Source organism: Flavobacterium sp. I-STPP5a (assembly GCF_009764685.1).
Taxonomy (GTDB): Bacteria; Bacteroidota; Bacteroidia; order Flavobacteriales; family Flavobacteriaceae; genus Flavobacterium.
Genome location: NZ_VHLM01000047.1, coordinates 182,120 through 196,800 on the forward strand (window position 1 = coordinate 182,120; position 14,681 = coordinate 196,800).

General features: G+C 37.5%; 1 protein-coding gene. It reads right to left on the minus strand.

Annotation, left to right across the window (positions count from 1 at the left end; genetic code table 11):
- Positions 1-36: 36 nt before the first annotated feature.
- Positions 37-14,550: a T9SS type B sorting domain-containing protein gene (locus tag FJV36_RS09025; RefSeq protein WP_158981033.1), complete on the minus strand. Its 14,514-nt coding sequence runs from the start codon at positions 14,548-14,550 to the stop codon at positions 37-39.
- Positions 14,551-14,681 lie beyond the last annotated feature (131 nt).

The window sequence follows — 14,681 nt, forward strand, 5'->3', positions numbered from 1 at the left end:
TACTTTATTTTTTGAGAAGAACTGTAGTTCCCTATATTATCTGTATAATGTGAAATGACCAACAAATTCTCGAGGATCTTTTACATCTTTCAATCTTAGGATGTACCAGTAATCTCCCGAAGGTAATTCATTTCCGTTGTATTTACCGTTCCATGACTGACCTTCTATGTAGGTACCCAATTTACGACCGTACCTATCAAATACTTCAAAGATGAGATCTTTGTAATTGATTGTATTTGTTGGTGCCCAAGTATCATTGTTTCCGTCACCATTTGGCGTAAATACAGTTGGAATCTTGATGTCAATAAACTTAAAGAAACGCGTTGCTGTAGCCGTACAACCATTAGCATCTGTTACAGTAACACTGTAATCACCAGATTTGTAGATGATAAAATTACTTTGACTGCCTTGAGGTTCACCGTTCAAGCTGTATTGGTAGTTACCATAACCACCAGAAACTGTTGTGACAATTTCATTCAATCCACCATCTGATAAGCTGATCATAATTGGATTTATTTGATCTACAACAAAACTTACCTGTTTGGTACAACCGTTAGTATGTCTTACATCAACGGTATGCCTACCAGCACTCAAGTTATTGTACACATTACTAAGTTGGACAGCTAATCCATCAAGCGAGTAATCTAAATCAGCAGGCGAATTACCATCTGCTTCCGAAATGGTAACCGAATTAACTTGACTGTTATTCTCACAATCATAGTTTACCTCAGCTTTTGGGTTTAATATTACTGGTTCACCAAGTAAAATAGTAATATCACTTTCGCAACCATTTGCATCCCTAATGTAAACCATTTGTTTGTTACCTGATAAACCGTTGAAATCAAACTGTGATTGCGTAAGCGCTCCAGTAGTGTAGGTACCATTTCTATTATTCAAACTCACACTATACGGCGCATTTCCTCCTATAATGTTCACGCTAAACGCGCCATCTGCGTCACCGGAACAAACTTCTGGAAATGAGCTATTAGGAACCACATTAACAAATACAGATCCTGGCTCTTTAATTTCAATTCCTTTTATCGCTATATAACAACCATTTTCATCTTGCACAATATAGTCATAGAACCCTGATTTTAATGAATTAAAAATACCTGATTCAAAGAATTGATCTAATCTAGGCGAAATTGCATATTTAATAATTCCAGTTCCGCCTGATCCCGTTAAAACAATACGACCATTACCTTCTCCTGCACAAGTAATAGGTGTTACGGCTATAGTATGACTAAGTGGAAGCAAAGGTTCTGATATAATTACAATATTAGAATTTACGGCTGCACAATCTTGACTTACTACACGTACTACATAATTTCCGGCTGGTAGATTGGTAAAGTTCCCTGGTGTAGTTTGTGTAGGCACAAATGCTAGCGGATTACCTGCATCATTCAAAAGTGTGTACACATAGTTACCTAAACCACCTTTGGCCGAAGCAACAATTACCCCTGAACTGTCACCAGCACAATTAACCCTAGCATTTCGCCTGTCCAATTCAAGGGTTAATGTAGGAATCTCATCAATTTTAACATCGCTAGAAACAAAACTAATACAACCTTTATTATCACGAATGTAGTAGCTATACGTTCCTACCGGTACAGAGAAGGACACTGGATTACTAGTCATTGCAGTTGCTATGGCAAAATCAGCTGTAGTGCTATAGTCATAAGGTGCGTTTCCACCACCAGCTGTAAGTGTTAAAGTAGCATTAGTAGCACATGTTTTGGCTGTGGCCAATGTTAAAGCTGCCGTTACTCTTGTTGGTTCATTGATCACAATATTACTTGATGTTGTAGCACAAGACCAAGAATCAGATACACGTACTTGGTAGGTACCGGCACCTAAATTTACAAAAGTATTATCCATTTGTGGTCCATTAGTAGTAACCACACCAGCTGCATTAGTTTTAATCAAGGTGTATAAATAACTTCCAGATCCGCCAGTAGGTCCTGTCGTTACCCTAATGCTAGCATCTGTATCGTTAATACAATCTACAAGAGTACTACTAGGTACTGCTACAAAAGCAATTTCTGTTGGATTATTAAGTACTACAATTTCAGAATTTACACATCCTTTACTGTCTCTCACATTTACCGTATACGAACCTGCAGTTAAGCCTGAGAATACCGTTTGAGTTCCATAAGCTACACTTTGTGCTGCTGTAGGGGCTACCAGTTCAAATTCATATCCGCCTGGCCAACCACCGCTTGCACCAACAGATATAGACCCATCATTATTTCCAGTTGCACACGTGATTTCGGTATGGGTTTCAGTAATATCAAGAGCTGCTGCTGGTGCACCTATAGTAAAGTTTTTAGTCACCGTACAAGAAGGAGTTTGAGACAAGGTAGCACTAATCTTGTATGATCCTGCTGCTAGACCTGTAAGCGTAATAGGTCCTGCACTAGTAGAAGTCCCACCTGCTATTGAGTTACCCAACGCATCTTCAAGCGTATACGTAAAGGCGCCTGCATCATTGCCATTAACTGGTGTAGTTGTAATCAAACCGTCAACCAGCGTTATGGTAGCTGTTCCATTGTTAACCGGTGCAGTTCCACTGTTATCATCCAAACATGTTATATCAGTAGTAGCGTTAACCACCAAATCAAAAGTGTTTGGATTGTTTACAATATGAACTGCACGTAATTCACAATCCGTATCTAAGTTGCGTACCGTAATGTTGTAATCCCCTATAGGTAAATCAGTAAACTTACCATCAGTAGTAGTTGTAGTAGGATATAAACCTGTAAAAGCTCCCGTAATAGGATCTCTGTACACAATAGTATATTCTAAATTAGTTGCTGGACCACCCGTAGTAGCAACGCTAACCGTAATATTCTCAAGATCGCTACATGTTATAGCTTGATCTACATTTACTGTCACGGTTTCTAGTTTAATGTAAGGTGCAATATCAATAGGAGTTGTGCTTGTCCCTACACATCCCTTATCATCATAAACCTGTACTATATAAGAACCACCCGCTAAATCTGTTACGGTGTAAGTGTTGTTATCACCAAAATAAACTTGTGTATTTGATGGCGTTCCTATTTTGATAAACTCATAGTTCAAGTACCTTCCTGAACCTCCATTTACTCCCGTTACTGTAATAGTAGCAAGATTGCTACTGTTACCTGAAGCACAACCAAACTGCACTACTGCTGGTGCTGGAACCGTAATTAATCCTGGCTCATCTATAATTCTCGTTGCAGTATCATTACAACCTCTTCCTGATGTTACGGTTACGGTATATCCATTAACATCTGAAGCTGCCAAGTCCTTAAATAATGGTGAGTCTTGCGGTCCAACATTCACTGGCACTCCAGTGATTGAGGTTCCCGCCAAACTATACGTATACTTTGGATTATCATTTACGCCAAGTATTAAAGCAGCCATTTTTACAGTAATCGTACCATCATTTTCTCCTTTACAGGTAACTTGAGTTACATCTAATGTAAAATCAATGTCTTGATTTGGTAACAACATAGTCACGTCTACCGATTTTTCACAAGCTGGCACTGTAGATATGTCTCTAACATAGAAAGTATAAGGAGTAGCACTTGCTGCTAAACCAGAGAATACATTGGAAGAACCATAAGTACCACCAACTCCAATTTTATATTCATAATTCGCTAGAATAGCAGATCCTCCACTACCGGTTAGCGTCACCACACCATTTGCAGCTATACAAGTAGATAAGGTAACATCAGCACGTAATTGTAACGGCTCAAAAATCGTTACTTTTAAAGCTGTATTTGCAATACAATCATTGGCATCTTTTACCCAAACAGTATAATCACCAGGAGAAGTTACAGATAATGAAGATGATGGTTGGAAACTATTGCCATCCAAACTGTATTGTAAAGTTCCTACACCACCTGTACCCACTGCAATAATCGTGTAACCCGTTGGCGACGGACATTGACTAGCTACACGTGCTGTAACTGTTGGTGCTGAATCTAATGAAATCGGTACTCTTACAAAACTGTAACAACCATTAGCATCTTTTACCCAAACCTCAACCGTATCCGTTGATGGTGCTATTTGAGAAGTGGCAAATGTTGCCGTATTTGTAAATTTGAAATCAGCAGCTGGTGGTAATGCTCCCGTACCATTGCGTACAAAAACATACGTATAATCACCTTTTCCACCAGAAATTTTAGTATCATCAACAGTAACGACTGCACCTGAAGTCTTACAATTTTGATTTTTAACAGTAACAAAAGGACGAGACAAATTTAAAGCCGCTGGCTCTGTAATGATAACAGTATTAGAAGGTTTTATACAACTTGGATATGCTTTTTGTGTAATCACTACCGTGTATTCAGAAACTGGTGTAGTCGCATCTAAACCGTGAGGAAGTACAAATGGATTCGTTGCTGTATTTCCTGAACCTGTAAAAGCTGTAGGAACCCCTCCTTTTAAAATAGTATAATCATAATCACCGGTATAGTTACCAATATTAATTTCGATTTGACCCGTTGCCGAATTAAAACAATCTACATTTTTAAATGCACTGGCGGTTACGGTCATGGTGTTGAATACTGGAACGGTATACGCATTTGAAATAATACTACAACCTGTTGTATTATCCGTTATTTTAAATTCATAAAAACTTCCTATTGATGTAGCAGGATAAGTGAATGAAGTAGCACCAGCGGTAATTGGTACTAACGCACCATAATTTCCTCCATCAATAGCAACTTGATAACTAAAATTAGTAGGAGTAGCACCACCAACTACATCTATTTGAATCAACTCTCTACCATTAAGACAATCCATTCGCGATCCTGCAATAGCAGATAGGGTTGCTTTGGCTGACATTAATTTAGGTAATGGATTTAATGGTGTCGTCAATTTTGTTGTTTGAACACATCCATTAGAATCTTTTACATAAAAAATTGGATCTTGAATGGCACTATTATCCACTAAATTAAAAGTGTATTTATTATCGGCAACTGGTGTACTATTACTTGTAAAATAATTGAACCCATCTGTACTAAAAGTGTAGGTTCCAGTACCGCCAAAACCTTCAACAACCGCAGTTGTCTTGGCAGGATCTACAGCACAACTAAAAGGAGTTGCAGTAGCTGTAGCCGTTACGGCGACTGGATCAGCAATAATCACACCAGATACAGTAGCTTGACAACCTCTACCGGATGTAACCGTAACATCATAAGTTCCTGGAGTTAAATCTTTGAAAACATTTGATGGTTGGGCTGGGCGATTCAACGTTCCGGACAAGGCATACGTATAATCAAGATTGTCATTTACTGGTCTTAAATTAACCGTTAAAGTTCCATTATTGTTGGTACCATTTAATGCATTACAATCTATAGGAGTTGTACTTATATCGGTTATAAGTACATCTACATCTGTTGGAATTAAAAAATCTACTGTAGTTGATTTCGCACAACCCGTTACTAAATCTTTAACTTGAACTGTATAATTTCCTGCGGCTTGATTTGTAAACACAGCATTATCAAGTTGAATCACATTTGGAGTCGTAACAACAGTATTATTTATTAAAGTATACTCAAAATGATTTGCAGGTGCCGCTGGAGCTGGCGATCCGCCTGTTACCACAGCTGTAATTTCACCATTGGCTACTTTACAAGTAGGTGGTGCTGTAAAACTTGCATTAACACCAAGAGGTACAGCAATTTTTGGCAATGTTACTTTAAATTTACATCCATTAAAATCTTTAACTTCAACCGTATGATCTCCAGAAGAAATATTGGTGTAAGGAAAACTTAAGGCTGTTTGTGCAACAAATTCACCTCCATCTAGACTATAAGTATATGGAGCAATACCATTAACAGTTGTATTTACTACATCAATAACAAAAGCACCTTCAGCAGCACAAGCACTGTTAACTACCGCTGTAATGACGGGTTCAGGATCTAATTTTACCTCAACAAACTTGTACTCAATACAGCCATAAGCATCTCTTACATAAACGATATAATGACCTGCTTCTTTATTAAATGTATTACTTGTATGAGAAGCAACTGTAAATGAAGCAGCAGTCGGTGGAATATCTAATAAAGCATCAATGACACCAGGAGTACCATTATCAACAAATACTTGATACAAATAAGGAACAGCGCTTATGGGTGGAGTTGTCGTAAGATCTTCTTTGATAACAGTTCCGCCTTGAGCAAAAGCTTCAATTATACCTTTATCACTGCCGCAATTATCATTTGTAGGTGAACTAGCATTTAATATTAATGGCTCTACTGATTCTTTAATATTAAAAGTTGAAGTTGCAATACCACAGCCTGTGTTAGAACCTGAAGTTTCTTGAACTAAAACATAATAAGAACCCACAGGTAGGATACCTAAACTAACGATATTTAATGTAGCACCTGCGGTTATAGAACCAGTTCCTGTAAGTCCTGTTATTGGTAAATTAGAAAGTGCCTCATAAACTTGATATGAAACATCAACAGAAGATGCATAATTGTTTACAATATCAAAACTTACACTTCCATCATTTGAACCAAAACAAGTTCTGTTATTCGCCACTACATTATTCAAAACTAAACTCGTTGTAGTAGGTATAGGTGTAGTTGCTGTTTGATAATAATAACAGTTTGTAATCTCATCATATACAATAAAACTATATGTAATTCCAGGAATCAGATCCGTAAAAGTTGTTGACTTACTACCCGGAGGAGACTCACCTTGCCACCCACCAATACCGTCAGCTGTCCAGACTTGACCAGGTCCAGTATATTTATTGAAATGAAAAGGCCCCGTGCTAGAGTAAGCCGAGCCAACAGTCACAGTAGCAGCACCACCTGCACATGTAGCTGTTGTTACAATATTTATATCTAAATAACCTGGTGGAGCTGCAATTATAACATTCGAAATTATTTCTGAACATCCATTAGCATCAACTACTCTAATTTGATACAATCCAAAATTAACTACCTTAAAAACAGCAGAACCACCATTCTTGCCTAATTCCTCTTCACTATAGTTAATTCCAGTAACATAATAATTATATAAGCCTGTACCTCCAGTAACACCATTTATAATAATTTCACCTTGAGAAACACCACCGCCTGTACATTCCAAATCCTTTGTGTCAAAATCAATAATTATAGGATTAGGCTCTTTAATTTCAACTCCTGTCAAAATTGTAAAGCATCCTTTAGCGTCAGTAACTTTTACAGTATAAAAACCAGCTGGCAAACCAGTAGTTTTTGTACCATAGGAAGTTGTTGTAGTTGTATTTACAACGTCTATAACATAAGGACTTGCTCCCTTAGTCTGATCAATCGTTACTGTAATAGAACCTGTTGCGTCTCCATTACATAAAATAGTAGAATTTGGAGTGGCAGTAAATTCAGGATTTGTTTTTGGAGCTACAATCACTGTTGATGTAGCAGTACATCCCACATTATCGGTTAAATCAAATTTATAAGTAGTATTAGTTGTAGCCGTTGTAGCAATTGCATCTGTAAAAATGAATGATGTTCCTGTTACTGATATTGGTGTTGTATTCAAAGTCCCATTTATCGTTACAGTGTAAGTATAAGACTGAGTTCCTCCGGAAACTGTTCCTGTAATTTCAACATCTTGCCCAATACAATTAGCAGACTTAGTTGGAACAGCATTGAATTTTAATTCCTGAGCAATAGGTTGAGCTGGTAGTGTTAGAATACATCCAGTACTAGTATCTTTCACCTTTACAATATAACTGCCTGGATTCAATCCTGAAAAAGTTCCACTTGCTTGATACGTTCCGTTGTTAATACTATACATATAAGTTGGCGAAGGGACTGTAGGCGTTACCACAATCGTAGCTTTACCAACAGCATCATAGCATAAATCTGACAATGTCAAATCAATAGTGGCACTTGGTGTAACAATAACAGCCATCGTAAACGTATCTGTTTTGGTACATCCATTTCCACTTAAATCTGTAACCGATATGGTATACGGACCGGGCTGAGTTACATTAAAACTTGCGGTAGATTGTGGACCAACAACTGAACCATCTGGCTGTTTAAGTGTATAACGGTTATTTCCCCAGCCTCCAACGGTATTGATCACCACTTTACCATTGACTAAACAAGTAATAGGTGAAATAGTTGGAGCTGTAATTGCTAAAGCTGCATTTGGCTCATCCACTTTTAAAACTTTTGTAGCCTTACACTCCGTACTAGGATTAGTTACGGTTAAGGTATATGTATCTGCCGCCAAACCTATGTAGTCAATTACATTTCCTGTTTGTGTAGATTGCCCAATTGGGACTACTGCATTAAGGCTATTTCTAAGTTCATAGGTAAACGTTCCTGCATTACCAGATACGGTGAATTTTAACTTTCCGTCCGCAGCCGTTTTACAAGTAACATTGGCTACTAATGAACCATTAACAATTACAGGCAATACATCTTTTACAGTATACGTTCCCGTAACCGAACAATTATTTTCGTCCGTCACTTTAAAAGCATAAGTGGTACCAGATGCTCCTGCTGTTAATCCTGTAAAAGTAACCGGTGTTGTTGCACTAGTTATACTGGTAACGGCAGCAAGTGGAGCCGTAATTTCATATTTCAAATTGCCTTTTCCACCTGTTACACTAATGGTAACCTCACTGGTTAATTCTGTAGGCTTACAAGTAATTGGTTTTTCAGTAAAAACAGGGTTTATTGGCGGATTCAAAGCCACAATCTCCAAAGCAGGAGCCGAAGTAAGAAAACATCCTTTAGCATCAGTAGCCGTTACGGTATAGCTTCCAACTACACTCAAATTAGGGAAAAGTCCTGTGGTGTTGGTAGCTACTGTTGTTTCTACCGTCGCAACGGTTCTTTTCAAAACATAAGTAAATCCTCCATTTCCTTTGGTAGCTATTACCTCAATAGTAGCTGGGCCATCGCAAGTATAAGCCGTTTTAATACTAGCGTTGATCTCTATAGCGTCCGGTTGTTTTACTTCAAATGAAAATTCCTCTTTACAATTTTTTTTATCGGTAACAGTATATTTATAAATACCTGGCGCTAAACCGGAATAATTTGCCGTTGTATTAGTAGACGATACGAATGTAGCGGTACCAGCAGTGATCGCAAAAGTATAAGGCGCCACTCCAGTCAACGCTTCAAGAATGACACTTCCGTTATTTTCACCATTACACTTAACATCGGTTACTGTTGCTTTTGCAGTCACAGCAACTTTTGCATTGATAGTGGCAGAAGTAGTGGTTTTACAACCAATAGCATCCGTAATTTCAAATTGGTAGGTACCTGACACACCTGTTGTATAGGTAAAAGTAGTAGTAGTCCCTACAGGTCCAACAAGTGTTCCTGTTGTTTGTCCAGAGGTTAGTACCACCGTAAATGGTGCCGTTCCACCTGAAATGGTTCCAGAAATAATCGCTTGATCATTTGGTGCTGTATCACAATCCAAATCTGTAGTTACTTGCGCATTGGCGGTTACTTTAGCATTAATTACTTGTTGTGCTGTTTCAGCAGGACAACCGTTACTATCGGTTACTCTAAAGACATAATTGCCTGTTACAGCAGCCGTATGGGTAAATGATAGTGTAGTAAACGTCGCGCTAGAAGCACTAAAAGCTCCTCCGTTTAACTTGGTTTGGTAGCTATATGGCGCCACACCTCCTGTAATTGACACATTGATTTGCGCCCCAGTAGTCGGATCAAAACACAATGCTGTGCTCGGAACAACTGCTGCGGATATAGTTGGTACTGCATCAATTGTAATGCTGTATACCGCTGGATTCGAACAACTATTGGCATCAGTAGCTTTAATGAGATAGGTACCAGGAGCAACATCGGGCAAAACTCCATTAGCTGGAAACGCGATCACCGTATTAGGTGCCACAGTATTTATTAATTCAAATTTATAAGCTGGAGTTCCTCCTGTTGTACTTCTCGCATCAATGGTCGCTCCAGTAAGACAAGTCGCTTTAGTTTTTGTAGCATTCACAACAATTGGAGCTGGTTGACTAATGTTTACTGGAGGAAACGTTTTGGTACAAGCCGCAATAGAAGACCCAATTGGGCGAACAGCTATCGTATATGCCCTAGGACTTAAATTGGTGATTGTATAAGGCGACGTAGTTAATACAGTTGTATTCCAATTCGTTCCGTTATCTAGTGAATATTGGTACCCCTTAACTGGATCAAAATTAGTAGCATTAATGGTGATTTCACCATAGCCGCCGTTACAAGCTACGTTTTTAGTGCCAGTAATTTCAGCAGTAAAAGCTTTTCCTGTTGGTACTTCAATTTTTGTGGTTCTTGAGGTAACACACGCTTTTGGCAGTTGGAAGACACTGATATCATCAATCGCCACATCATTACCAGCGGTAGCTTTTTTATTAGAACGAATAATAAATGTTAACGTTGTATTTCCTTTAGGGTCTAAAGTAATAGGCGTTTTTGGATATTTTTCCCATAACTCTGTTTTCGGAATATCACCTGTTGTAAAAGTAGAAATTTCAACTCCAGAGGCATCAACAAGTGCTACAGCTAAACTTGCATCTATTTGAAGATTACTTTTATTAAGCAAATTTTTTGCAAATAACTCAAAATTTATCGGTTGGTTTGGTATAATGTCTTTAATTTCTTTTTTATAAATAACATCTGTTGTAGAAATTTTGTCTCCTAAGTTCACCACCAAACATCTACCTTTGGCTGTAGGAGGAACAGTAGGAGGTGTATGATCTCCTGGTTGTCTCCAAGCCCCAAAGGGCTTCTCAATTTTGGCGGTTACTGAATAATCACCATCATTTATTTCAATACTATTTCTACATTGTGTGGCTACTACTTGTCTTTCAAAACAATAAAAAATAGTATTAATTCCAGGAGATTCTGTATCATTACCATATCCAAAATTCTCAAATAATAAATTACTAAACGTAGTTACATTATTTAACTTATATTCAATCCTTATGTCATGTGGTCCCGCCGGAACGTTTATAAACACATTACTTGGTGTGTTGTTATTTTTTACATTATCAATAAAATAATCATACGTATAATTTACGTTTCCTGGGTTGTTTACCGTTACAGTACTTGTTGCACTACCATCACAATTAAAATCAACAGAAGTCGTAATATTAAAATTTGGAGATGCTGGCGCAGGATCTACGGTTACGGGAGTTTGAAAGATGCAATTGTTTCGGTCTTTTACATACAATATATAATTGCCTGGTGCTTTCAAGGCATTATTAACTGTGGTCCAAGAACCTTGGTTGTCAAAACTATATTCATATGGTCCTACTCCTCCTTGAGGGTTCGTGATACGCACTCTTCCCTCACCTGCGGGTCCACAACCAGCTAACTCAGACACCCCTGCTGATGCCGTTACTGCTGTTGAAGGCTGTGTAATCGTAATAGTTTTCATGGTATCAAAACAATCAACGCCATTCAATGTGTATTTTAAAATGGTATTGTAGACTCCTGCAGATAAACCAGTAAATACTCCCGAGGGACCATACTTCAATCCATTATCTATACTATAGGTTACGGTATACCCATTAGTATTGGTCATGTTAAAATTAATAACTCCGGTACGATCATTATAACAATTTACATTAGAACCTTGGGTGTTATAATCAGGTTTAGGTATAGGATTTACTGTAAAGTTTGGTATAGTAAAAGGACAGTTATTTTCATCTACTATTTTAATACTATAAATACCTCCGGGTGATAATACTGGAATTACATTATTGGTCACAAATGTGCCACCATTTACAGAATATTTATAAGGAGATTTTCCTCCCTGAGCGGTAACAGTTATCTCTCCATTTACACAAGTTAAGGATTTGGTAATAGAATAGCCAGCGGTTACGGGATCAGGTGCAATAATTTTGGCTGATCCATTATAACTACATCCGTCTAAAGTGGTTACCGTATAGGTATAATCTCCTGCATCTTTATTCTTAAATTCATTTTCTGAAGCAGTACTATTAATTACTTTTTCAATGGAAACACCGCCTTTAAACAGTTCGTAAGTATATTGTGCATTAGTATAAGCTGTACCATACACCTTTATACTCCCCTTTCCATCGTGGCATAAAGGTTGCGTGATAAAAGGTGCAATAGGGTTAAAATCAATTTTATAAATAGTAATACCCTTTACTTCAAAAATACAAGGATTGGTTGTAACACCCACTTGTTTAATATACACTGTATACTCACCTGCAGTTGAAATGGGAAAGGTATTGCTTGACTGATATCCTGAGTTTTTAGTCAAACTATATTCGTATCCATTTCCTACACCTTTTATGGTAATACTTCCGCTTTTCCCACAAATCATATCTATTTTATCAGCAGTCGGCTTCAAGTTATTTTTATAGACATCAAAATAGAAGCGGCTAAAACAGCCTCCAAAATATATAGAAACTCGATATTGTCCTGAAGTGTTAGCTGTAAAAGTATTCCCATCAGGGGCAGCCGATGTCCATGTACATGTCGGACTTACATTCGGACATAAGTCAGACAAACCAGTTTGACGCGCACATGTGGTCGTTTCCCATATGATTCTTGTAGCTCCTAAAGAAGATAGATTAATAGTTTTAAAGGCATCATCCCCGCACAAGAAAATCTTAGTCAATAAACTACCATCATTTACACACTGATCAATTAAACCAGTAGAAGGATTTTTATTATCGGCATAAGTGATTAAAGGATTTACGGGCTTTGCGGGATAGTCAGCTACAGTAATTATTTCCTCTAAATTCGTACAAGGCGGATTTGCCGTATTTTTCACGTAGTACGTACCTGGTTTTGCAACCGTAAGAGTTTGGCCAGTACCTATTATTGGAATCCCGGTAGGACTGGTCGACCAAGAATAAGAAGCGTACCCACCAGTGGCCGATAAGGTTACATCATCACCACACAAAACACTACTTCTTTTTTTACAATCGTCTAACCCTACCAAAAAGTTAGTAGAATCTGGCGCACTGACAGTACAACCAGAATAGGACGGAAAACTTGCTTCTCCAAAGCCTACTCCACCATTGGTATTAATTTGACCTGTATATTTTGATCTGGCGGTATTTTTTATAATGTTATTACACGGCTCTGTCAAATTAGAACAAGTAGGCACCACTACTACCTTAAAGCGAATGGGGATACTTTTATTACCATTTTTTAAAACTAAATTATCTGGGATAGTAAACGTAATCGTCCTAGTTGCTGCGTTATAAGTATGAGTAACACCAGCGGGCACTTGCTCAATATCATTATTAGTACTACTGATATACCTAAAAGTAGTATTAGCTGGTAATACATCAGTTATTGTAAAACCTTTAGCGTTATCATTACCTACATTTTGAAATTGAAGTTCATATTTCAAAATAGCGCCTAATCCCACCGACGTATTATTGGCTGGATTCCCTGCTCCATCTGTTACCGCTTTGGTCAAAATGATTTTTGGCTCAATAATTTCAACCGCTATAGCGTTAAAATAATAAATGAAAAAATCTCCTTTAGTTCCTAAAGTTATTTTTGCGCTCGTAGCACCATTACCTATTGCAGAATTGTTGTCATTTTTTATGATAAAAATACCCGCATCATAACCTAAAGTATTACTACTCGCTGGAATACGATTGAGTGCTGCAAAATTGGCTGTTTTTTTAGTAATAGGATCGATGTAAGTAACCGAGCTATTGAAAAAATTATCATCATCACGCAATGAAGTTACCGGATTTGTTGCTGTAGCGGCACTTTGAGTCACACCATTAATATTCAAATAATCACCTTTTATCTTTTTATCACCTACTAAGGCTGCAAAGGCAAAACTTGCAACAACAGGGCCTGCAGGAATAGTTCTAAATCCTGAAACATTTATGTCCAAAGTATTTGTCCCTCCAATCCCACTAAAACCATCATACGAAGTTATCGAGCGTGCTGGTAAATTAGGATCTTCATAAACAATATACAACGACCAACCCGCAGATAAACCAGTGTTTCCGTTTTTACCAATACTCGACAAAACATTGGCTACGGTATAGGTACCATTAGCATTTGTTAAAGGCTGCAACAAAGAAGTAACGTTTGCGTAACATGCATAGGGTCTGCTTTTATCATCACCAACGCCATTAGTCTGATTAATTGCATCGTAAATTAATTCCCCATTAATAGTATTATATTCACCTCCTGGGGTTTTGAATTTAATAGTTGCAAACTTAGTTCTATCTACCGAAACATCACCATCTTTAATAATTCCTGACCAATACAATCCAGCATATAGTATTTTATAACAAGGAGAGCTTGGCGCGTTAGAATTAGGCACGCTGAGAACAGCACTACTGGAACTAAACGTAGTATTATCATTATCAATATTGACATATTGCATGTCAACATCTGAATTGTACACATTATCATCATTGAAATCATTGTTATTTTCACTCAGGATATTGTTCCCAATTAATAATTGATCGCCTTTAACATTTCTATCAAATCTAATTGTGAAAGGTTTAAGATTTTGCGAAAAGGACAAAAAACTTTGCATAAACATAAAAGCAAGTAGGCTTACTTTTAAAAAAGTAGTTTTTTTCATAGCTGTGGTATTTATAAAGTATCAGTGTAGTGCACTGGGGGAAATCCACTACACTAATACTTCTTATTTATTTTTAAATTCTAATTTCAATATTCTCTGCAGGTTGTTACATTTATTAAATTAACCAAAGA